Annotated in this window: 21 protein-coding genes, 2 tRNA genes and 2 pseudogenes; 5 read left to right on the top strand and 20 right to left on the bottom strand. The window is 64.0% G+C overall.

Features of this window, described 5'->3' with window-relative positions; all coding sequences use genetic code 11:
- The first annotated feature begins 129 nt into the window (after nt 1-129).
- Both DRF71_RS20720 and DRF71_RS20715 read left to right on the top strand, forming a co-directional pair.
- On the top strand, nt 130-819 hold the full coding sequence (locus DRF71_RS20720) for an FkbM family methyltransferase (RefSeq protein ID WP_112312438.1): 690 nt from the start codon (nt 130-132) through the stop codon (nt 817-819).
- Nucleotides 820-865: 46 nt separating this feature from the next.
- Entirely contained in the window at nt 866-3136 is a 2271-nt protein-coding gene (locus DRF71_RS20715) for a glycosyltransferase family 61 protein (protein WP_157971213.1), read from the top strand.
- Nucleotides 3137-3221: 85 nt separating this feature from the next.
- Here the strand turns inward: DRF71_RS20715 and DRF71_RS20710 are convergent, their stop codons facing one another.
- The 9 genes from DRF71_RS20710 to DRF71_RS20670 all read right to left on the bottom strand — a co-directional run bounded on the left by DRF71_RS20710 (nt 3222) and on the right by DRF71_RS20670 (nt 12216).
- Nucleotides 3222-3575: a cupin domain-containing protein gene (locus DRF71_RS20710; RefSeq protein ID WP_112312436.1), complete on the bottom strand. Its 354-nt coding sequence runs from the start codon at nt 3573-3575 to the stop codon at nt 3222-3224.
- 17 nt (nt 3576-3592) lie between these two features.
- On the bottom strand, nt 3593-4981 hold the full coding sequence (locus DRF71_RS20705) for an NAD(P)/FAD-dependent oxidoreductase (RefSeq protein WP_112312719.1): 1389 nt from the start codon (nt 4979-4981) through the stop codon (nt 3593-3595).
- A gap of 26 nt (nt 4982-5007) precedes the next feature.
- Complete coding sequence (locus tag DRF71_RS20700) at nt 5008-6114, bottom strand: ABC transporter ATP-binding protein (protein ID WP_112312435.1); 1107 nt, start codon at nt 6112-6114, stop codon at nt 5008-5010.
- A complete protein-coding gene (locus DRF71_RS20695; RefSeq protein WP_112312434.1) occupies nt 6111-6905 on the bottom strand; it encodes an ABC transporter permease in 795 nt (264 codons plus the stop codon). Before DRF71_RS20695 ends, DRF71_RS20700 begins: the two co-directional genes overlap by 4 nt.
- Nucleotides 6902-7762: an ABC transporter permease gene (locus DRF71_RS20690; RefSeq protein WP_112312433.1), complete on the bottom strand. Its 861-nt coding sequence runs from the start codon at nt 7760-7762 to the stop codon at nt 6902-6904. Before DRF71_RS20690 ends, DRF71_RS20695 begins: the two co-directional genes overlap by 4 nt.
- 145 nt (nt 7763-7907) lie before the next feature.
- Nucleotides 7908-8978 (bottom strand): extracellular solute-binding protein, encoded by a 1071-nt coding sequence (locus DRF71_RS20685; RefSeq protein WP_112312432.1) that lies wholly within the window; start codon nt 8976-8978, stop codon nt 7908-7910.
- A 41-nt stretch (nt 8979-9019) separates the two neighbouring features.
- A complete protein-coding gene (locus tag DRF71_RS20680; protein WP_198672300.1) occupies nt 9020-9700 on the bottom strand; it encodes a helix-turn-helix domain-containing protein in 681 nt (226 codons plus the stop codon).
- 212 nt (nt 9701-9912) lie between these two features.
- Complete coding sequence (locus DRF71_RS20675; RefSeq protein ID WP_112312431.1) at nt 9913-10530, bottom strand: DUF6778 family protein; 618 nt, start codon at nt 10528-10530, stop codon at nt 9913-9915.
- A 264-nt stretch (nt 10531-10794) separates the two neighbouring features.
- Nucleotides 10795-12216 carry a GGDEF domain-containing protein gene (locus tag DRF71_RS20670; protein WP_112312430.1) on the bottom strand — a complete coding sequence of 474 codons (1422 nt, stop codon included), beginning with the start codon at nt 12214-12216 and terminating at the stop codon, nt 10795-10797.
- A 318-nt stretch (nt 12217-12534) separates the two neighbouring features.
- Between DRF71_RS20670 and DRF71_RS27645 the strand changes: the two genes are divergently transcribed.
- Nucleotides 12535-12630, top strand: a tRNA-Sec gene (locus tag DRF71_RS27645).
- Between the two features lie 171 nt (nt 12631-12801).
- Here the strand turns inward: DRF71_RS27645 and DRF71_RS20665 are convergent.
- Nucleotides 12802-13065: a helix-turn-helix domain-containing protein gene (locus tag DRF71_RS20665; protein WP_112312429.1), complete on the bottom strand. Its 264-nt coding sequence runs from the start codon at nt 13063-13065 to the stop codon at nt 12802-12804.
- A gap of 18 nt (nt 13066-13083) precedes the next feature.
- Between DRF71_RS20665 and DRF71_RS27640 the strand changes: the two are divergent.
- A pseudogene (locus DRF71_RS27640) lies at nt 13084-13236 on the top strand (IS5/IS1182 family transposase); the annotation flags it as partial.
- Nucleotides 13237-13309: 73 nt separating this feature from the next.
- Here the strand turns inward: DRF71_RS27640 and DRF71_RS20660 are convergent.
- The 4 genes and pseudogenes from DRF71_RS20660 to DRF71_RS20650 all read right to left on the bottom strand — a co-directional run.
- Complete coding sequence (locus DRF71_RS20660) at nt 13310-14029, bottom strand: transcription termination/antitermination NusG family protein (RefSeq protein ID WP_112312428.1); 720 nt, start codon at nt 14027-14029, stop codon at nt 13310-13312.
- A gap of 11 nt (nt 14030-14040) precedes the next feature.
- A complete protein-coding gene (locus DRF71_RS20655) occupies nt 14041-14292 on the bottom strand; it encodes a hypothetical protein (protein WP_112312427.1) in 252 nt (83 codons plus the stop codon).
- A gap of 220 nt (nt 14293-14512) precedes the next feature.
- Nucleotides 14513-14659: a hypothetical protein gene (locus DRF71_RS29535; RefSeq protein WP_408634559.1), complete on the bottom strand. Its 147-nt coding sequence runs from the start codon at nt 14657-14659 to the stop codon at nt 14513-14515.
- Between the two features lies 1 nt (nt 14660).
- Nucleotides 14661-15478, bottom strand: a pseudogene (locus DRF71_RS20650) (transposase); the annotation flags it as partial.
- 356 nt (nt 15479-15834) lie between these two features.
- Between DRF71_RS20650 and DRF71_RS20645 the strand changes: the two are divergent.
- A tRNA-Gly gene (locus DRF71_RS20645) sits at nt 15835-15908 on the top strand.
- Nucleotides 15909-16029: 121 nt separating this feature from the next.
- Here the strand turns inward: DRF71_RS20645 and DRF71_RS27635 are convergent.
- From DRF71_RS27635 to fdhE, 6 genes are all read right to left on the bottom strand, one after another.
- Nucleotides 16030-16230: a hypothetical protein gene (locus DRF71_RS27635; protein ID WP_157971211.1), complete on the bottom strand. Its 201-nt coding sequence runs from the start codon at nt 16228-16230 to the stop codon at nt 16030-16032.
- Nucleotides 16231-16536: 306 nt separating this feature from the next.
- Complete coding sequence (locus DRF71_RS20640) at nt 16537-17361, bottom strand: hypothetical protein (protein ID WP_112312426.1); 825 nt, start codon at nt 17359-17361, stop codon at nt 16537-16539.
- Nucleotides 17358-17594 (bottom strand): hypothetical protein, encoded by a 237-nt coding sequence (locus tag DRF71_RS20635; RefSeq protein ID WP_112312425.1) that lies wholly within the window; start codon nt 17592-17594, stop codon nt 17358-17360. The genes DRF71_RS20640 and DRF71_RS20635 overlap by 4 nt, the downstream gene beginning before the upstream one ends.
- Before the next feature lie 322 nt (nt 17595-17916).
- Nucleotides 17917-19842, bottom strand: coding sequence for a selenocysteine-specific translation elongation factor (gene selB, locus DRF71_RS20630; protein WP_112312424.1), 1926 nt, complete (start codon nt 19840-19842; stop codon nt 17917-17919).
- Nucleotides 19839-21227, bottom strand: a complete 1389-nt coding sequence (gene selA, locus DRF71_RS20625; RefSeq protein WP_112312423.1) for an L-seryl-tRNA(Sec) selenium transferase — start codon at nt 21225-21227, stop codon at nt 19839-19841. The genes selB and selA overlap by 4 nt, the downstream gene beginning before the upstream one ends.
- Entirely contained in the window at nt 21227-22135 is a 909-nt protein-coding gene (gene fdhE, locus DRF71_RS20620; RefSeq protein ID WP_112312422.1) for a formate dehydrogenase accessory protein FdhE, read from the bottom strand. Before fdhE ends, selA begins: the two co-directional genes overlap by 1 nt.
- Nucleotides 22136-22174 lie beyond the last annotated feature (39 nt).

Below are 22174 nucleotides of genomic sequence, written 5' to 3'. Positions count from 1 at the left end.
TTCCCCCTATGATCTTACCCGATTGCAGAACAATCGCCAGGTTTCGTATGGATTGCGCCCAACTGCCGCCATAGTCTTGCGGTTATGATTTGGCAGAGTGCAGCAGTAAAAAAGACGGGCAGTTAAAGAATGACCGAGGCAACCATCACCATCGTCGCAACCTGTCATGGTGTCGAAGTGCCCGATGCACCCATCCTGGGCCCGCGCATGATCGAGGCGATGAACAATGGCCGCTATGAGGGCCAGGAGATCCGCTGCGGTCTTGCCGTGATCCCCAAGGCTGCGCGCATCCTCGAGATGGGGGCGGGGGCCGGGGTGGTCGGTGCTGTGCTGGCAAAGAATTGTGCGCCGGCTTCGATCCTGTCGATCGAGGCCAATCCGGGCCTTTTGCCACATATCAACCGGCTTTACGCGCATAACGGGTTGCAGGATGTGATCTCGGTCCGCCATGCGGTGGTGTTCAGCGCGCCCGATGCGCCCGAGACGGTCAGTTTCAACGTGGCGGGGAATTTCCTCGGCTCGTCGCTGGCGGAACTGCCGGGCAAGAAGACCCGCGCGGTCGAGGTGCCGGTGCTGCGCTACAGCGATCTGACCAAAGAATACCCGCATGACACGATTATGATGGATATCGAGGGCGGGGAGCTGGATTTCCTTCGCCATGCCGATCTGTCGGCGGTCAACACTTTCGTGCTGGAAATGCACAAGGATGTTTACGGCCGCGAGGGGATGCAGGAATGCGCCAGCCTTTTCACCGCCGCCGGCCTGAGCTTTGACCAGGAGCACAGCGCCTCACGCGTGCATGTCTGGCGCCGGGTCTGATATGGGCGGGTCTGATATGGGCGGGCCAGATATACGCGGGCCAGATATGGACGACACCGACAAGGATGGAACGGGCGAAGACCTGGCGGCGGAGATGGCCGCAGAGGGGGCCGGAGAGGGTGCCGCAGAAGCTACCGCAGAGGGTGCCGCCCCGGCCAGGAAACGCGTCGCCCGCCCGGCTTTTCTGCCGAGGCCGGAGGCCGATCCGTCTGCCGCCGCCGCCGCGCAAAAGAGCAGCTTCTTCCTGCAAGGCGGGCTGGTCGATGCCTGGTTCGTCGAGGCAGGCGCCGGTGGTCACCCCGATGTGTTGATGGTGACTTTCGACAATGTGACCTCGATCGGCGCCCATGAACCGCATCAGCCCTGGCTGCTGGGCCGCGCGATAAAAATGGATGTCTCGATCCTTGGCATCCTTGCCTCGCGGCGCGACTGGTATCGCAATGCCGATGCGCAACAGATGATCACCGATCTGCGTGAAGCGGGGTTCTTTGAACGATTCCGGCGGGTTGTATTTATCGGAACCTCGATGGGGGCTTTCGCGGCCCTGTCCTTGTCGGCGCTGGTGCCCGGGGTCGAGGTCGTGGCTTTCTCGCCGCAATCGACGCTTGCGCGCGATCTGGCGCCGTTCGACACGCGCTATCCGCATCCCACAAAAAGTTACGACTGGCAGGATCTGCCCCTGCGTGATGCGGCGGCCTCGCTGACCGCTGCGGCGCGGGTCTGGCTGATCTATGACCCGTTCAACCCGACCGACCGGCTGCATGCCAACCGCTTTCAGGGCGCGAATATCGAGAAAGTGCATCTCAATTTCGCCGGCCACCGCATGTTGCGCGAATTTCGCCATGTCGAGCTGCTGTCGGATCTGATCAGTGGCCTGGTGCTGGGCCGCATGGACCGTCCGGCGGTCAACCGTCACATGCGCGGCCGGCGCGAGGTCGGCATCTGGCAAAACGCACTCTTGCGCGCGGGCGAGACCAGGGGCCATCCGGCGCTGAGCGCCCTTGTCGCGCGCAGGATTTTCCAGCGCGATCCGGCCCGGCCTGAACTGCGCAAGCTGGCCTGGAAGCTTGAGCGCATGGCGCGCGGCGAGAACCCGATAAGTCGCGCCGAACGCCGCGCGCGCAGGGAAAGCAAAGCCGCCGCGCGGCAGGCCGATGCATGGCAAGGCGGCGAGGACAGCCGCCGCATTGTCCCGCATCCCGATCTGCGCCCGCCCTTTGCCGGTGAGATCCTGACCCTGCAAGGCGCGCTGATCGTGCCCGAGCGCGATCACGATCAGGCGCTGGCTTCGGGGGTGCTTCATGCCGATGGGAACTGGTGCGCGCTGTCAGAGGCCTGGATCCGGGCAAAGAAATCCACCCCGGCACCGGTGATCTCGGCGAAGGACAACATCCGCGATTTGCCCGGAACCCATCTTTACGGCGGTCATTTCCGTGGCCATTTTGGCCATTTCCTGGTGGAATCCTCGGCCAGGCTCTGGGCGCTGGACCATCTGGCGGAACCGCCGGAAAGCATCCTCTATCTGCCCTATCGCGGCGATGTGAAGGCGATTGAAAAGGCGATCAAAGGTCAGGCGCCGTTCTTTAAGCTGCTCGGGATCGACATCCCGGTCCGCACTTTCGGCGATGTGCAGCGGGTCGAGCGGCTGATCGTGCCCGAGCTGGGTTTCGGCTGGCTTGAGCGCTATGCCGGATCGCCCGCTTACCGCGATTTCATGCAAAGCCGCCTGCGCGCCGCCGCCCCGGCCGAGGGGGGGGAGAAGCTCTATGTCTCGCGCGCCCGCCTGCCGGCGATCAAGGGCGGCATCCTGGGCGAGAAGGTGATCGAGGAAAACCTGGAACGCGCCGGTTTCGAGATCTTCCACCCCGAGCGCCACCCGCTTGAGGTGCAGATCGCGCGCTACAAGGCAGCGAAAGTGATCGTGGCGCTGGACGGATCGGCGCTGCATCTGGCGGCCTATGTGATGCCTCCGGGCGGGCGGGTCGCGATGATCCTGCGCCGCTCTTCGGCCAATATTGCCGATTACGATCTGCAATTTCGCAATTTCATCGGGGTGACGCCCGATGTGATCAATGTCATCGTGAATGACTGGGTGGCGGGCGAGGCGGCGCGGGCCGATTTCCGTTCGGTCGGCGAGGTGGATTTCGCGGCCTTGTTCAAGCGTCTGAAGGCATTGAAATATCTGCCGGCCAGTTTCCGACCGCAACTGCCGGCGCAGGGCGAGGTGCGGGCCATGCTGGAGCCCTTCCAGGACCGGCGCGGCGACAGTTTTCGCCCGCTGATGCAAGGCGAGCGTCACGGCGACGAAGAAGACTGATTACCCCTTTCGCGGCCCCGCCAGGCTGTGAAAAGGGGGGCGAGTGATCGCCCCCCTGTCTTCTTCCGGTCAGGGAGAAGGGCGCTCAGCCCTCGAAAAAGGCGTAGATCTTGCGGGTATGTTCCTGGATTTCCCAGGTGCCTTTCCAGCCTTTCGGCAACATGATCGCATCGCCCGGCCCGAGGGTCTTTTTCGTGCCGTCGAGATGGGTCATCACGATCTTGCCTTGCAGGAAATAGCAAAACTCGGCCGCAGCCGAACGGTCGGCGGTGAACTGGCCCGGGGTGCATTCCCAGATGCCGATATCCAGCGTGCCATCCGGCGAGGTCCAGAGCGAATGGGCGGCCTCTTGCTGGCCCGGGTTCAGCGTGGTCGGCTTGTCTTTCAGCTGGCCGAGGTCGATCCCTGCAAGGGCGGTGAAGACGGAAAGATCAATCATGGCTGTCTCCTGCGGCCTTAACGGCCGGTCAGTTTATTGGCGAATTTGGCAAGCGGCGAGCTTTTGGTGCCGCCCGAGCGGGCCTCCTGGCGGTCGGCGAGATGATAAAGCCAGTACATCCCGTGGACTCCGAGCCAGCGGAAGGGTTCGATCTCCCATTTCTTCGGGCGGCGGTTGACCCAGGGGAGGGTGGTGCGCTCGGTCTTGCGGTCAAGCACCAGGTCGGCCAGCGTCTGGCCCGAGAAGTTCGAGGTCGAAACGCCGAGGCCCACATAGCCACCGGCCCAGGCCATGCCGGTATTCGGGTCCATGCCGGCGGTGGTGCACCAGTCGCGCGGCACGCCCAGCACACCGCACCAGGCGTGATCGATCGACAGGCCTCTGGTCTGCGGCAGCATGCGGTAAAGGATCTCGATCAGCGCCTCGACCGTTGCGGGCTGGGTCTGGCCGTTCACATCGGTCTTTGAGCCAAACCGATACGGCACACCGCGCCCGCCCATGACGATGCGATTATCGGCGGTGCGCTGCGAGTAGCAATAGGCGTGGCTGGCATCCGCCAGCAGCTGGAACTGATCCCAGCCGATCTCGTCCCAAAGGGCATCGGGCAGCGGCTCGGTCACGATCTGCGCCGAATTCAGCGGCAGCCATTCGCGTTCCTGGCCCTTGATGCCATGGGTGAAGCCTTCGGTCGCGCGCACCACACGTTTGGCCTTCACCGTACCGCGGCTGGTGATCACGCGGCCCTTTTCGATGCTGATGACAGCAGTTTGTTCATAGATCCTGACGCCGCGCCGCTCGACCGCTTCGGCAAGGCCCCGCACCAGTTTCGCCGGCTGCACCCGGGCCACGTTATGGCGCACCAGCGCGCCTTTCGCATTCGGCACCCGGATGCGCGAGGCGGCCTCGGCGCCGTCGATCAGCTCCAGCCGCGTCGCAGGCACCTGCCACGACATCGCCGTTGCGTGATCTTCCTGCAGGCGTTCCCATTGCGCCGGGGTCTGGGCGAAGGTCAGGCAATCGGTCATCAGGAAGTCGCAATCAATGCCTTCCTTTTCAGTCACCCGCTTGACCTCGGCGACGGTGCCGCGCAGCTGGCGCTCGAATTCGATCACGCCCTCGCGGGTGCCGGTGGAGAGGTATTTGTTGCGGCTCCAGGAAAATTCCCCCGAGCACCAGCCGCCATTGCGGCCCGAGGCGCCAAAGCCCGCGAATTCCTTTTCCACCACAGCGATCTTCAGGCCAGGCTCGATCTCGGTCAGATACCAGGCCGTCCAGAGCCCGGTATAGCCGGCGCCCACGATGCAGATATCGACCTCGATATCGCCCGGCAGGGCTGCGCGGTAGCCGGGCGTGCCGCCGATATTCTCATACCAGAACGAGACGCCGCCGTTTTTTTTCGCTTGCATGTTCATCACCTGTTAGTGCCCCCGACTTAATGCCCGCCTACCGAGCCGTCATCGGTCAGGAGCCTGCCATCGAGCGGGTTCCAGGCCAGCTCAATGCTGGCGCCGATCCCGAATGCCTCGCCTTGCGTGGCGGTGCGCGCCACGATGGGCGTGCCGTCGGCAAGGATCACCTCATATTTCATCGCCGAGCCGAGATAGATCGCCTCGCGCACTTTGCCCTGGATCACATTGCTTCGCCCGTCGCGCGGGCCGGTGCCGGGGGCCTGGACGGTGACATCCTCGGGGCGCAGGAGGATCACCTGGGCGCCGCCCGTTTTCGGGGTGCCCGGCGCCGAGACGATGACGCCGCCGATATCCAGCGCGGTCTGATCGCCATTCACCCGGTGGCTGCCGCGCAGGATCGAACTTTCGCCGATGAACTGGCCAACGAAGAGTGTCGCCGGGTTCGAATAAAGCTGATGCCCGGTGCCGACCTGCTCGATCCGGCCCTTGTTGAAGACGGCGATGCGGTCCGACAGCACCAGCGCCTCTTCCTGGTCATGGGTGACATAGACGAAAGTGGACCCGAGCTCACGATGGATGCGGCGGATTTCCAGCTGGAGAACCTCGCGCAGCTTTTTGTCAAGCGCGCCAAGGGGTTCGTCCATCAGCAGAACCGAAGGGTCGAACACCATCGCGCGGGCCAGCGCCACGCGCTGCTGCTGGCCGCCCGACAGCTCGGACGGGTAGCGATGGGCGAATTTCTCCAGATGCACCTTGGCCAGCGCACCTTCGACAAGGCGGTCACGCTCGGCCTTCGCGACCCCGCGCTGCCGCAGCGGATAGGCCACGTTCTTCGCCACGGTCATATGCGGGAACAGCGCGTAATGCTGGAACACCACGCCGATATTGCGCTTATGCGCCGGGACATTGCTGATCGGGCGCTCGCCCAGCCGGATCTCGCCTTTCGACAGATCGGTGAAGCCCGCGATCAGGTTCAGCGTGGTGGTCTTGCCCGATCCCGATGGTCCGAGGAAGGACATGAACTCGCCCGGCTCGACCCTGAGCGACACATCATCCAGCGCGGTGAAATTACCGTAGAATTTCGAGCAGGCCTCGATGTCGATGGCCGCGCCTTTGCGTTCATTGGTCATGTTTTACGCCCCTTGCGGGTTCCGAAGATAAGGCCCAGTCCGATGATGAGCGTGGTGGTCAGGAAGATCAGCGAGCCGACGGCGGCGACGGTCGGATCGGCGTCGCGGGTCATCGAGGAGAAGATCTGCACCGGCAGGGTCTTGAGCTGCGGGCTGGTGATGAAGAGGGACACGATCACCTCGTCAAACGAGGTGACAAAGGCGAAAAGCGCGCCGGACAGGATGCCGGGCAGGATCAGGGGCAGGGTGACGGTGAAGAAGGTGGTCAGCCGGTTGGCGCCAAGGCTTGCCGCCGCCGTTTCCAGCCGCTGGTCGAAAACCGCAAGGTTCGCCCCGACCGCGATCACCACGAAGGGGATCGCGAGCAGCGTATGCGCCAGCACATAGCCGGTCCAGGTGCCGACAAGGCCGGTGGTCAGATAGACCGCGTAAACGCCCACCGCCAGCACGACCCCCGGCACCACCATCGGCGTGATCAGCAGCATGCGGATCAGGCCGCCGGCCCTGGATTTCATCCGCTCGATCCCGATAGCGGCCATGGTGCCGATCACGGTGGCGACCACGGCAACCATCAACGCGACCTTCAGCGAGGTGATGAAACTGTTGAACCATTGCGGATTGGTGAAGAAATTCTCGTACCATTTCAAAGAGAAGCCCGATGGCGGGAAGGCCAGAGATTTCTTCTCGGCAAAAGACATGGGTACGACAACGATGGTCGGCGCGAGCAGCCAGAGCGCGATCAGCGCGACGCTCAAGCCCAGGAGCAGCTTGCCAGGATTGAAGTGTTTCACCTCGCTCCTCCGCTCATCTTGTATTTCTGGCGCATGAAGGGCGCGGCCAGCGCCAGGAAGCCGAAGGTCGCGACCAGCAGCACAACCCCCATCGCGCCGCCCCGGCCCCAGTTCAGCAGCGACAGCACCTGTTGCTGCACCAGCGTGGACAGCATCGAGGATTGCTGGCCGCCCAGAAGCAGCGGCGTGATGTAAAAGCCAAGCGCCAGAATAAAGACGATGGTGGCGCCGGCGAAGACGCCGGGCAGGGAAAGCGGCAGATAGACCTGGAAGAAGGTTTTCACCGGATGGGCGCCGAGGCTCTTCGCCGCCTGGATCAGCCGCAGGTCGATGCCGCGCATCACGGCATAAAGCGGCATGATCATAAAGGGCAAGAGGATCTGCGTCATGCCGATGGTCACACCCAGCTGGGTGCGGATCAGCTTGACCTTGTCAAACCCAAGCGCCAGCAGCGTTTTGTTGATCACACCGCTGTCTTGCAGCAGGATCACCCAGGCCAGCGTGCGGACGACGCCCGAAACCCAGAAGGGCACCAGCACGCACATGATCAGGATCAGCCGCAGGCGCGGCCCCACGACCGACATCGCATAGGCGTAAGGATAGGCCACGATCACGCAAACCAGCGTCACCACGGCGGCGATGCGGAAGGTGCGGATCAGCACGGTGATGTTCACCGGCGTGTTGAAAAACCAGATGTAATTCTCGAGGACCGTCTCGCCCTCGGTAAAGCTGCGGCTGATCACGGTGCCCAGCGGCACCGCCATCACAAGGATCAGGATCGCCAGCGCCGGCAGGGTCAGCAACGCGGGGCCGGAGAGGAACCGGCTGAAACTGGAACTGGATTCTGGCTCTGACATGGATCCTCCGGTGATCCTGAGGGCTCAGGGGGCGACCTCTCCGGATCGCGCGCGCAGGGCTTTTGTGATTTGGTGCTGCGGCGACCCTGGCAGAGGTCGCCGCAGTCTTGCCGCGCAGGCTCAGGCGCGCGGCTGTCGGAAAGGGTCAGTTCCCCGCGATGAACTCAGCCCATTTCTCGCTGAGCACGTCGTAATTATCGACCCAGTATTGCACATTCTGGTTATAGGCCATCGCCTGTTTTTCGGGGGTGTTGGTCATAAACGAGGCCGTCAGCTCATCCACCTGCGGTTTCGCGTCGATATTGATCGGCGAGTAAGAGGTGTCCTCGGCCATTTTGGTCTGCGCGGCGGCGCCCAGATAGGCATTGATCAGCGCATGGGCCGCATCGACATCCTTCACGCCGGTCGGGATCGTCATCTGATCCTTGACGACAACCCAATCCTGCCAGACAGGCTGGTAATTGGCGCCATTTTCAAGCGCGCCCTTGCCCCGGCCGGACCAGACCATGACCATGTCAACCTCGCCCGATTCCATCATCTGCTGGCTTTCGGCGCCGGTGGTCCACAGCACCAGATCATCGCGCATCGAGCGCCATTTGTTCAGGCCACGGTCGATATCGGCGGGGAAGAGATCGGCCTTCGCCACACCATCATTCAGGAGCGCGAGCTCGATCATATAGCCCTCGGCCTCGGCATAGCCGGGGATGCCGCGGGTGCCGGGGAATTTCTCGGTATCAAAGAAATCCGCCCAGGAGGTCGGGCCGTTTTCCGGCCATTTTTCTTTATTGTAGAGGAACATGACCGCGTAGTTCATCGCAGGGACCGAGCATTCTCCGACCTGACCTTCGGGCACTTTCGAAATGTCGAGCTTTGAGAAATCCAGCTTCTGGAACAGGGTGCCGCAATGGACATAGGGCATGTAATCGCCGGTATCGACGACATCCCACATCACATTGCCGGATTCGACCTGGGCCTGGATTTTCGCCAGCTCGGTCGGGCCGTCCGAGAGCAGCGTGACGCCGGATTTCGCGACGAAATCCTCAAGCGCGGCGACCTGGCCGTCCTGGTAGATGCCACCATAGGACACGAAAGTCAGCGTTTTGCCGGCAAGCGAGCCTTCAGCGGTCTCGCCTGCGACGGGGCCTTCGGCCTGGGCCTGGACGGCGAGGCCGAGGCTGAGGGCCAGCGAGAGGCCGGTAAGGGTTTTCAGCTTCATGGCAGTTGCTCCCTGTTGGTAAGGTGTTGGAAGTGTTATATTTATTGTCGTTCTGCCCGGGCGATGGCTTGCGCCCGGTCGTCCCCGGATTTTTCGCTGTGGCCAGCGCGGAATGTGTCGAGATAGCCGGTGGTCGAAGTGGGCGGCGAAGTCACGAACAGCACCGAGGCCGGGCCCGTGCCGGAATTGGCAACCCGATGGGGGACCGAACTTTGGAATTCGATACTGTCGCCCTCATCGAGCTGATAGCTGAGCGGGCCGAGATCAATCTGCACCTGGCCGGCCAGCACCAGGATCATCTCATGCGAATCGCCATGGCTATAGGCCTCGTCGCCTGTCGAGCCGCCGGGCTCGAATTCCGAGATATAGGCCTCGAACTGGGTAAGGGGTCGGCGGGAGAGGAGCGCTTTGCGATGACCGCTCATCTCGGGCAGCGTGGGCCTGTCGCGGCGGCGCAATACCGGGTTCTGCGCGCTGTCGGTGCCGGCGAAAAGCTCGGCTATCGAGCAGCCAAAGGCATTGGCGATGCGGATCAGGGTTGAGGTGCTGGCGCCGGTCAGGCCGCGCTCCAGCTGGCTGAGGAAACTGGCCGAGGTGCCGGTCGCATCGGCCAGCTGGCGCAGCGACAGACCGCTGGCCTTGCGCAACCGGCGCAACCGCTCGGCCAGCAGACGCTGCTGATCAGAGGATTCCGCCGTGATTGTATCGCTGAGCTGAGACACCCGAAATTCCCCGAAAGTGCCTGTTCAGGCCGAGGGGCGGCGCGTTGTGATCCGCCACTGCACAAGCGTTAAGTCAGACTTTATGTGGGTTCAATGATTCTGTCTGCAGGGTGGAATAATTTTATCAAATTGTCTGGCGCCGGGGCTGTGCTTACAAATGAAAACGCCGCCTGTCGCGCGGACAGGCGGCGTTTGTCTTAATACTACCTTAGTCAGCGGCCAAGCCGGCTGAAGCTGTTTCTCGGGTCATCACCATAGCCGCCGAGCCAGTTGCGGAACACCGTCTCCAGATGCTCGGAAATCTCGACCTTCTGTGTGAAGCCGCGCGCATCGGCATCTGCTGCGTTCTGGCCGACCAGGGCTGCAATATCTGCCTTGATCGGGAAATTATCAGTCAGCGGTTCTCCGCTGCGGCCATCATAGATCCGGGCGTCAAAGCGGATATCATGGACCCCGACATTGCCGCCCATACCACGCGCTTTCGGCGTCAGCGCATGGAACTGGGTCACCACGACGCGCAGGGTTACAGGCTGTTTCCCGCGCAGGCCGGCAGTGCCTTTCCCGATCGCATCGCGGAAGATCGCAGCCACCTGTGCCCGGCGATCGCCTGTCGGATCACCATGCCAGACGATATCGGCATTCGGCATATAGGAGTTCTTCTCCGAAACGGTCAGCGAATTCGGCACCACTACCTCTACTTTGGCAACGCGCCAGTTGCGGGCCACGCTTTGCTCGACCTGGTTGTAATTGGTCTCAAAGCCGCCACCGCCACCGCCGCAGGCGGCGAGCAGGACCGTGAGGCCCAGGCTAAGGAAAATTTTTCCGATCATAACTGAACTGCTCCTGGTGGGGCGTCGGGCCCTTGTCTCGTCATTTTTCGTCCATTGATCAGCTGACCCGATTTTGGCAACTGTCAGAACCGGGCCCCTGTCAGGCCCTTTCTGACGGCAATCTGCGCGGCGAAGCGGGCAGATTCGTGACATGATCGGGTCATTCCGGGGATCCGCGTGAGAAATCTGCCCCGAATAGTGGCTGGCCTGGCATGGACACAAGGAAGTTCTGAGGCGAGATACGCGGCTCCGCCCCATAATGGGCTACTTTCCATTCAGCCCGGCGGTGACCACCCTGTTCCGCCCGTCATGCTTGGCCTGATAAAGCGCATGATCGGCCTGCTGCATCAGCGCATCGGGAGAGCTCGCGCTGCCGGGCCTCGCAACGGCCAGCCCGATACTGGTGGTGACCGCGATCAGGATTGGCGGATTCCCCACCCTGACCGGCTGCTCGGAGATGACAGTCAGAAGGCGCTGGGCTACCGATTGAGCCTGTTCAAGGGTGACTTCGTTGATCATCACCACGAATTCCTCACCGCCGACCCGCGCGAAGAGATCACCCGGGCGCAGCATCCGGACCACGCGCCGCGCGGTTTCGCGCAGAACCTCGTCCCCTGCGGCATGGCCCCAGGTGTCATTCACCGATTTGAAATGGTCGAGGTCGATCATCATCATCGCCGTGCTGCGATCAGCGGCAGCAAGCCGTTTTGAGGCCTGTTCGTGAAATGCGGCCCGGTTGGTCGCCCCGGTCAGCGCGTCATGGCTGGCCAAATAGCGCAGGCGGTCGGTCAACTCGTTACGGCTGTGCATCACGATGGCGAGGGTGATCGGCACCAGCGCAATCGCCGAGGCCCCCAGACGGAACGAGGACAGCGCGGCCTTGTCGGGTACGCCATGCAGATGCGGAACCATACCGCTGGCAATCACCCCAAGCGCCATGACCCCAAACACAAGCGTCAGCACCGCCGTGGCAAAGACCGACCATGTCAGGCCGCACCAAAGAAGCGCCAGGACCGGGAAGGCTACCGCGCCGGGCCCGCCGATCAGCAGCGAGGCGATGAAGGACAGCAGTACCATCATGGCGGGAACCAGATCGGAGCGGTTCACCAGATCCAGCCGGTACCAGTATTTCCTGATCTCGGCCAGGGGCGGGGCCGACAGGATCACCGGCAGAAAGGCGATGAAGGTGACGAATTCGCCGGCCGTCCAGTAGACGATACCGCTGAGCACATCGCCGCCCCAGTAGCGCGGGCTGGCCAAACCGCCAATCAGACCCGAGGCAAACCCGCCCCCAAGCGCCGCCAGCAAGATCCACAGCATCGAGACCGGCTGGCGCAGTTCACAGATCTCGCGCGGCAGCCGGATCAGGATGGCATAGGCCGTCGAGATGCTGACGATATTGGCGAGGTTCAGCACCAGCGCCTTTTCAAGCCCCGAGCCGGTCAGCAGATCGCCCACCATGAAACCGGCAAACCCCGCCAGCCAGCCCGGCACCTGCGCCATGGCCGGGTTGCGCAGCATCAACCCCAGCATGATCGCATTCGCCGGCCAGATACTGGCCAGAAAACCCACCGGCCGGCTATAAATTCCGAACAGGGTCGCGGCGAAGATCACGACGAAAAGCACGCCCGCCGCACGCCAGGCAAGCGGCACTGCCGTTATCCGCAGTTCCATATCTGCATTCATCAGTAACCCCTGCTTCACTCAATACTTGTGTCGCCCCAACCACCCCCTGCGTCGCGGAGGCCCCCGTGACGCCATGGCTGGCTGCATCCCTCGCATGAAGGGTCTTGCTTGCTGCTCAGGCCGGCAAGACATGGATCACGACATGGATCGGGCCGCATATCCGGATAATCTGCACCCGTTCTGGAAAAAAAGTGTTAACGCGCGCTGCCTGTGGCGGTGGATGGCCGGATGTCCCCCGGCAGGCGCCCGGCCCGGCCCGGCTTGGTCTGGTCTGCGCTTGCGCCAGGGCCACGTCGTCTTTAGGTTTTTCGCTGCGAAGGAAGGGAATCGTCTCCGGTGGGGCGGTCGGTCTTCAAAACCGGTTGGGGCAGCGAGACTGTCCCGGGTGGGTTCGACTCCCACTCCCCTCCGCCAATCAATCGCATTATGATATTGATTTCATTGTATTTTATGTGAAATTAGTCGACCATTTCCACCTGGCATTCCCCCACCTGGCGGCGGATTGTCTCGGAACATCACGGAACAAACCTCACCGGTTTGTGATGGGTTTGCCCCCGGCCAAAACCGGGAGCAGGGCAGGGGCGGTCACCCCAGAACGCTGTAGACGTGGCTGTAGCTGCGGTTGAGATAGCGACCGATTTCCCGGAAGCTCGCGCCGCCGTCGCGCAACTCGGCCATCTGCTGGCGCTCTTTCGCGGTGAGCAGGCGTCCACGTCGGACAGCCCCATCAGTCGCCCAGGGATCGGTATCGGCTGCGATCACCCCTTGCGGAATGATCTGAACCTTGCAGCGCACCGGGACGCCATAGCGGGCGGCAACCTCGGCCCGGACCTGATCTGAGTATGTCATGGCGTCACCTCGCCCTTCTGCTGCCGATGCCCCATGAAGGCGCGCTGCACGACCGGCAAGGAACGCCGGATCACGCGGTGGGCGCATGAGCATCTGATCGAGGCGGCACGGGCCAGACTAATCGGTCCGGCCGAGCCGATGACGATCCGCCGCGGCACGGTCGCGCATCCGCGACAAAGAGCTTGCCCGACTTCCGGCTGAAATCCTTCGCATCAAAGCCGACATGAATGGTCACCGTCATGGGCTACCCCTTTCTCATGTGAATGTCGGAAGCCGGGATCTGCGCCTTGCGCGCGGTGCCCAGCATCGAAAGCTCGCCCTCGATCATCTGGCCGCGCAGGGCCATGAAGGCGACACGCCAGCCCGAGAGCGGGCTGAACAGGATTTCCAGCTCGTCCCCCGGCATCAGACGACCCTCGATCCCGGTATCGTCAAAGGCGCCGGCAGCCGCCGCGTTCTGGAGCTTGTGGAGTTGCTCAGCGCTGGCGACCGGCAATGGCCCTTTGTCGTCGGCAATCCAGCCGATCACCCGATTGCAGGCGCGGACCTGTGGCCATTGGGCGGGCTGGATAAAGGCAAAGACATATGCCGGGCAGAGCGGGCGCTCCACGATCACCGAGCGCCGCTTCTTCCGGGGCCATGTGCGGGTGCGATAGGTCAGCGGGATAACCTCTACGCCCAGCGCTTCCAGTTCCTCGCGCGCCTCGGTCTCTTTGCCGGTCAGGCAGCGGATACCGAACCAGCCCGCAGGCGGGGCCTTCCCAGCCGCGCGCACATCCCGATCTGACGCCCAGACCTCAAACGCCAGACTGTCGTCTGCCCCGCCATCATGGGGCCAGCGCAGCTGCTCAGCACGCCGGATCTTGTCCCGGTCGCCGGTTGCCGGGCCGCGATACTCCGGCCGGATCAGCGCGCCGGCCGGGCCGGCGTATTCGCCGCCGTGGTGTTCATGCCGTGTCCACATTGGATGGTGCCTCAATCGTTCTGGAGATTGGCGACGGCAATGCGCTTGCCGCCACAGGTCGGGCACTTGGCCCGCATTGAAAGTCGAGCGCTCCGATCGAGCGGCAGCGGAACCTCGATCCGCTCAAATCGTCCGCAGCCCTTGCACTGGCAGACGTAGGTGACGCTCGTCAAAAAACCGTCCACCCTCGTCTCAATCCTGTGTTCTGGCTCACCCCATCGGCAGACATGGCCCCAGATCACCAATTTCAGCAGGTAGCCCATCTCACCGCCTCCCGTAGTGGTCACCGGTGAGGGCGATCACTGGTCAGGATACCAGCCGGGGAAGATCGCCGCGCTGAGGTGAATGCCGGATTTCCCGGCAATTGACACATGACAGACGAGAGCCGCCCCGGAATGCCGTGGGCGGCTCTTTTCGTTTCGGCTGTGGGTCAGCTATGCGGGACAGAGCGGACGGTCGTTGAGCAAGAAATCTGACCCGGCGCTATGCCGTCAGCGGAAAAATTGTGGGCTCACAAAGTAGCGGCATCAGCCACTTGTAACGGTCGCTCACACCGGGGTCCGATGGCCAGCGGCCTGATGTGTCCGGCCAGATAAGCTGAAACACCCGGAAGTTGTCGCCATTGTGCATGGCCCTGATTGGTGACGTCATGCACGACGATCAGGTGCGTTTCCGCATCGACGGCGGTCTGGACGTTGTAGCCGACCATACCGCTGTTGCGGGCGCTCGTGGCCATGGCGCGGGCGTCAGGATCTGTCAGGGAGATCTGACCGTCCGGTGCATCGGCCAGCGCGCGATCCATAGCTTGCAGATGCTGGATGTGCTGGCGGACGCGGCCGTAGCGCTTGGCCAAATGCGCGACCTTCTCGGCCCGAACCTCGCCTTCTTCTTGTTGATCGACGCGGACCATCTCGGCGATGTAGCGTTCGACGTCCGCCTCCAGATGGGCGATGCGGCTGGCGACCTTGCCCTTGGTGAAGTTGCGATCCCGTGCATTCACTGCCCGGAACTTGCTGCCGTCGATGGCAATGCACGCGCCCTTCAGCACACCGATGCGGCGGCACACTTCCACAAACTGGGCGCAGGTTCGGCGGATGCCAGCGCCGTTGTCGCGGCGGAAATCGGCGATGGTCTTATGATCGGGCACCAGCCGGCCCGTCAGCCACATCAGTTCCGACGTTGCGGCCCCGCCTCGCGCTCCAGCCTGCGGCTCGACGGGATCCGGTTCAGGTAGCCGTAGATGAACAGCTTGAGCAGAACAGCAGGATGGTAGCCGGGGCGACCCGTGCGTGCCGCTGCCGACCGCACGAAGCCGAAGTCAGCCAGATCAAGCTCATCTACGAAGAGATCGACCACCCGGACCAGATGATCCTCATGGATCCAGTCCTCGAGCCGATCGGGGAAAAGGACTGTCTGCCCGCGCGCTACGCCTTCGATGAAACCTGACATGCCGATCCCCGCAGCCATGCAGAAGTCTACCATAGAGCGGAGTTTCCACACACCCTCGGCTCAAAGCGTCATTGACCTGATTCGCCAGAGTCAGTATGTTGTCGGTCAGGTGGGGTCGAACTGAGGCGAGGCGAAAGCTGGACGCCCAGACCCTCAGCCGCAGGACCGCCCAGACGGGCCACCCTGCGCGCGCGACAGCGAAGCTATGACCAGACGAGAAACGCCCCCGGATTGCCGAGGGCGTTTTCAATTATCAGATCACCTGTTCCTGGCTCTGTGCGGTCTGATCCCCGCAAGCATCCGGGCTTAAGTCCAGCACCGCTGGCCGGCAGGATGGCCTCTGCCGCTTCCATATTGCGGATGTAGCTCAGTGGCAGAGCTGTGGGTTTCCACCCCGCGCGCGCCGGTTCGATCCCGGCTATCCGCTCCAGACAGAAACCCCGCCCGGATCGCACCGGACGGGGCTTTCTCAATCACCGGCGCCTGATCAGGACAGCCAGCACCGCCACCCATGCCAGCAGGGAAGCGCCTTGCAGCAGAGGGATACAGTCTCAAAGGTCGTCATGGTCTGCTACCTTTCTCCATGGGGGCAGGCCGTGGCAGATTGCCGAACACGCCAGCGCGACATGCAGGGGTGCGCCGGCCCGCTTATATCGGGTCACGGTGTCATTGCTGACCCCGAGCTGCCGGGCAGCCTCACGGCCCGATATCCCGCGCAGATCCAGCCAGGCGTTGAAATCGTCAGCAGTCATTGCCACAGCCTTACCTCATTGCTATCTTAGAGAGGTGGGGAGAGCCTTTCGGCTCCCCCCGTTCTTCACTTCCTCCGGCTGACGACGATCAGGGCTGCAACCGCGATCATCAGCTGGAGGGTCTGAAGAGCCAAGGATGTGTTTTCGTAATCCATCCTCGTCTCCCTCTTCCCGATCATCTGAGCCTTGACCGGTTAGGCAGGTTGACCTCTTGCCTTTAATGTCCTTAAATTATGACACTCCTGCGATCATGTCAACATAAAACGTCATTATACAGTGACAAAAAGGCAGGTTTTCATCCGCATTTCAGGAATTGATGGTCACATGACGCAGAAAATCGACACCCTGACGCTCAGCACGGGGGGAATCATGGCTGGCGGTCCAGTTCCGCCTCCCGTTGCTTTCGGGCATTTCACCATACCAGACGGTCAGCCTTTCCCCACCCTCCCCCTGTGCCTGAGGGGCGGGGAGAGAGGCGAGGAGGCGATCCGGAGCCCGGTCCAATTCACTGCCGCCAGACAGCCATGCGAGATCAAGGAAAAGCAGCCGCCCGATTTCACGCCGACGCTCCGTCTCCCCGAATTGCAGCCCTGCGGCGGACGGATGATTGCCACGTTTCAGCTTGAGCCAATCGTCGCACTCCTGGAGCAACTCGCCCGAGGCCGCATACCAGACTGAAAGCAGGCTGCGGGGAATGCTGATCAGGCCGCCCTCGGGCGTGGACGGACCAGCTTTTGCGGTGGTATGCTCGCTTGTCCCTGCCGGGCGGCTGGCCCTCAGACCGGTGCTGCCGGATCCTGCGTCCACCCATTTGACGGCAGGGGCGCCCTCGACCTCGGGGGTGGTGCTGAGGTGGCGGGCTGCGCTGCACGTCACCACCGTTTCGGCCTTGTTTTGCTGGTCGGAATGGGCGGCGGGGGCCGGGGCTGTCACCACCCCATCAGGAATGTTCGGCACCACTGCGACAGAAGCTTGTTTGCGCGGCGTGGCGAAGGCGACCTCAAGGGCCTCAACCACAGTGGAGCAGCGGCCGATCTGGTCGCTGGCGCCGCAATAGTAGCCGCGCACCGCGAAGTCACCGGCGCTCAGTTCCCAGACGCTGACAGTCTGATATTGCCTGATCGGTTTCATGCGCGGCCCTCGATCCCGGAACTGGCGCGGAAGGCGTCAGCCTTGGCGAGGTTGCGGCTCACAAGCCCATCAACTTCCTCTTTCAGCCCCAACTCATCGGTCAACAAAGTGACCGAGCCGCCGATAACCGCCAGATTCTCGTGAACTGAGGCCAGCGTGGAGGCGACCTGCTCAGGGTTGCCCTGATCTGTCGCGTTGATGATGCGGCGCATGTAGATCGTGAGGCCGATCATCGGCCAGGTCTCAGGCGGGCCGTCGAAGCGGCGGGCTGTGGGTAAAGCCGACGCACAAACTCCCGGATTTTGACCGGATCGTCCGGAGGCAGAGCGGCTTACGGATGGCGGCACCTGAGGGGGGGCTGAGGCGCCGATCCCCGCCTCCCGCTTCCTCGGGATGATACAGGCCTCCTGAAGGCATTGGCGGTGGGCTGCGCGACTGGCTCTGACAGGTTTGCCCCCGCCGCCGCGCGCGAAATCTGAATATCCGGCATTTCAGGTGAATTTTCCGGTCCGCTGCATTGCGCCGGTGCCCCGGAGCGGGCGTCGGCCGGCCTGGTCAGTCGAAGAGGTCGATCCGGTGCGGGTTCAGCCGGCGCAGGTCGCCGCGTCGCAACGTCAGACCGTGGCGGTCGAAGAAGTCGAGGATCTCGATCGCGACCTTGCGGCCGTTCTGCATCCGGTCGCGAAAGGCGGGGGCGGTGATCCAGCCATCGGCGCTGGCGGCCGCGACATCGCGCAGGATCGCCACCATCTCACGCACCACCACGCGGGCGAAGAAATGGTCATTGGCGATCTGGTCGGTAAGGCCCAGCCTCTGGCTGTGGCGCATCAGCCGGCGCAGGTCTTTCTCTTCAACCCCGAATTCGGTGGAGAAATCGCGCACGCGGGGCGGGCGGAACCGCTCTTCTCCCTGTAGCCGGGGGAAGATCTGCGCGAACAGCGCCTCATCCTCGGGGGACAGCCGTACCTGATGCCCGGGAAGCCGCAGGAAGGCACCATCCAGCGCGAGCCGCCCGGCGCCGGCCTCTTCCTGAAGGAACAGCAGAAAGACCTCTTTCGGCAGGCGCGGGGTCAGGCTCAGCCGCAGCCGCTCACGGCCAAGGCCGGCAAGGTCGGGATTGGCCTCATGGAAGGCGGCAAGGCGGGCGGTGAGATCCTGTCGCAACCCCTGCACCTGGTCGGGCGAGAGGGCGAGGTCGCCGAACCGCACGGCGCCGGTTTCGGCTGTCAGCTCCGGGCCGGAGGCCGGATCAAGCCCCCTGTCGCGCAGGAAGACCGGCAGATCGACCGGCGCCACCTGCAACAGCCGCGTCAGCGCCGGGGCGGGCTCGGTGGCCCGCGCGGCATCAAGCCAGGCCAGACGCTCAGGCGTGCCGCGTTTGCGCGCGGGCGCGCGCGGGTCGATGAAGAACCCGCCCGCGATGGAGCGCGTGGCCGAGGTGTCACGCAGCACGAAGCGCTCGCCCATGGTGGCCGCGATGGGGCGCTCCAGCACCAGCTGCGCGAGGCCCGTCTTGCCGGGCGCGATGTCGCCGGCAATCGGCACCACGCGGGCGGCGACCTCGGTGGCATGGGAGTAGAGATGCACCGGCAGCCAGGTGGTCACGGGCTTTTGCTCGGAGGCGACCACTTTCAGCATCACGTCGATCCGATCAGACGGCGCATGCAGGCCGGGGGCAAGGATCATGTCGCCGCGCCGGATGGCATCCTTTGTCACATCGTCGCCCGCAAGGTTCAGGGCACAGCGCTGGCCGGCAAGACCCTCTTCCGCCTTGCGGTTCTGCGCGTGGATGCCGCGCACCCGCGCCGGCAGACCGAGGGGCGAGATCATCACCTGATCGCCCACCGCCACCCGCCCGGCGATCATCGTGCCGGTCACCACCGTGCCGGCGCCGGCAATGGTGAAGCTGCGATCCACCGAGAGCCGCATGGGCCCCCGGGCCGCACGCGCGGGCATCTCTGCCCCGGCCCGGGCGAGCACCTGGCGCAGCGTGTCGATCCCCTCGCCGGTCAGGGCAGAGACTTCGATGATCCGTGCGCCGGCCAGCCTGGTTCCCGCCAGCGCCGTGCGGATGCCGGCAGCGACTTCGGCGCGGCGCTCCGGCCCGGCGAGATCGGCCCTGGTCATGGCGACCACGCCGCCGGACAGGCCAAGGAGGTTCAGGATTTCGAGATGTTCGCGCGTCTGCGGCATCACGCCGTCATCTGCCGCCACCACCAGCAGGGCGAAATCAATGCCACCGGCGCCCGCGAGCATGGTGCGGATCAGCCGTTCATGGCCGGGTACATCGACGAAACCGGTGATGCGGCCAGAGGGGGATTGCGGATCATCGGGCAGGCCCAGATCGGCATAGGCAAAGCCCAGCTCGATCGTGATGCCGCGCGCCTTTTCCTCGGCCAGGCGGTCGGCATCCACACCGGTCAGCGCCCGTACCAGCGCGGTCTTGCCGTGGTCGATATGGCCCGCCGTGCCGATGATCACAGCGCGGCCAGGGCTGTGGTAAGGGTGGCGTCATCCTCAAGACAGCGCAGGTCAAGGATCAGCGCACCACCCTGGATATGGCCGATCACCGGCATCGGCAAAGCGCGGAGTTTCACGGCCAGCCGGTCGGGGGCATCGCCGCCCTGGCCGGTCAGCCGCAGCCCGGCCGAGGGGATGGTATCGACCGGCAGCGCGCCCGAGCCGATCTGGCTGACGCAGGGGCAGGGGGCCGCGGCAAAACCAAAGGGGCGCAAAGCCGCATCGACGCGCGGCGCCAGCCTTTGCGCCTGGGCGGCGATCTCTGCCATCGGGCGCGCCAGCATCCTGAGTGTCGGCAGCCGTTCCGCCAGCCGGTCGGGGTCGCGGTAAAGCTTCAGCGTCGCCTCCAGCGCCGCGATGCGGATCTTGTCGAGCCTGACCGCGCGTTTCAGCGGGTTCCTGTTGATGGCGGCGATCAGATCCTTGCGCCCGACGATAAACCCGGCCTGCGGGCCGCCAAGCAGCTTGTCGCCGGAAAAGGTCACCAGATCAGCGCCTTCCGCGACGGCCTCGCGCACGGTCGGCTCCCGCCTCAGGCCGTAATGCGACAGATCCACCAGCGAGCCCGCGCCCAGATCGTTCATCAGCGGCACTTTTGCGGCGCGCGCGATGCCGGCGAGCTCGGTCGCCTGCACCTCGGCGGTGAAGCCTTCGATGCGGTAATTCGAGGTATGGACCTTGAGGATCACGCCGGTCTCTTCGGTGATCGCAGCCTGGTAGTCGCGGGGATGGGTGCGGTTGGTGGTGCCGATTTCCACCAGCTTTGCCCCCGCCCGCGCCATGATATCGGGCATGCGGAAGGCGCCGCCGATCTCGATCAGCTCGCCACGCGAGACCACGGCCTGACGCCCATCCGCCCCCGGACCGGCAAGCGTGTTCAGCGCGATCAGCACGGCGGCGGCATTGTTGTTGACGATGGTGGCATCCTCGGCGCCGGTCAGTTCGACCAGCAGCCCGCGCAGATGGTCGTCGCGCTGGCCGCGCCCGCCGGTTTCCAGGTCGAATTCCAGCGCGAGCGGGTTGGCCATCGCAGTGATTGCCGCCCTGACCGCCTCATCGGCGAGGATCGCGCGGCCAAGGTTCGTGTGCAGCACGGTGCCGGTCAGGTTCAGCATCGGCCTGAGGCGGCTGCGGTCGCGCGCCGCCAGATCGGCCGCGACAAGGTCCGGCAGGCGGGCGGCCAGCACCGTGCCATCCTCTCCGGCGCGGATCGCGTCGCGCATCTCATCGAGGCGGGCGCGCAAGGCTTCACGCACGGCCTGGCGGCCATGACGGGCGACAAGAGCCGCGCCCTCGGCGCCGTTCAGGACCTGATCGACCGAGGGCAGGGCGCGAAACCCCTCCATCAATAGCCCGTCAGAAAGGGGTTCACCCCGGCGCGTTTCAGATCGGTTTCCTTCATCATCATATCAAGGCCGATACTGCCGACATCATCGGCCACCGCGTCAAGGCTCGGGTTCTTTTCCTGGTAGAAAATCTTGATCCAGGAGTGGCATTCGCGGCAGCATTCGGCCTTGACGGTGGCCTCGGTGGTCTCGGCCGAGCGATAGGTCAGCCCTTTATTGGTGCCGCAGGCGAGACAATGGATGCGGACCTCGTTCCATTGTGCCGCGCAAAGCCCGCAGACTGCATAGCGGATGCTCTCGATCCCCGGGGTCGATGTCACCAGCGAGGAAACCGGCCGCCCGCCGCAACAGGGGCAGATGCCGGTGCGGATGGGATGCAGGCTTTTCGCGTCGAGCCCGGCCGCCAGCCGGGCGAGGTAAACCTGCACGGCGACCGAGGCGAAAAGATGCGGCGCGGCGCTGTCTTCGGGGATATCGCCGGAAAGCGCATTGCTCAAAAGCCAGGTCCGGTCGCCCTGATCCGCCGCCGCCACGGCTTCAAGTGCGATACGGGCCGGGTCGGGCATGGTGATCCGCGACGCCGCTTCGCAGAGCCGCGCCAGCAGCAGGTGCAGGGCCGGATCGGAGGCCAGCGCCGCGCGGTCGATCGGCGGCATCTGCGCCGCTTTGGCGCGGGCCAGTTGCTCCGGGGCGATCACCGGCGCCGGGCCGGATTTCGCCAGCCGGGCCTGGATTTCGGTCAGCCCGGCGAGGAAGGTCAGATAGGGGGCAAGCCGGCTGGTCTGCGCCAGAAACTCAAAGCGCCCGGCGCGGCGGGTGAAAAGCGCGACCGGGTCGGGCAGGAAGGCAAACGGCGCCTCGGGGACGCCGCCGATGACCGAAGGGTCGGGTTGAATGTCTTTGGTCATGGGCCTCTCCGACCGCGTTTCGCCCCCGGGGGCGGGCCG

Origin of the sequence: Pseudogemmobacter bohemicus (assembly GCF_003290025.1) — a bacterium.
Taxonomy (GTDB): domain Bacteria; phylum Pseudomonadota; class Alphaproteobacteria; order Rhodobacterales; family Rhodobacteraceae; genus Pseudogemmobacter; species Pseudogemmobacter bohemicus.
The sequence above is the reverse complement of the archived record's forward strand: the minus strand, read 5'-3'. Positions and strand labels throughout refer to the sequence as shown.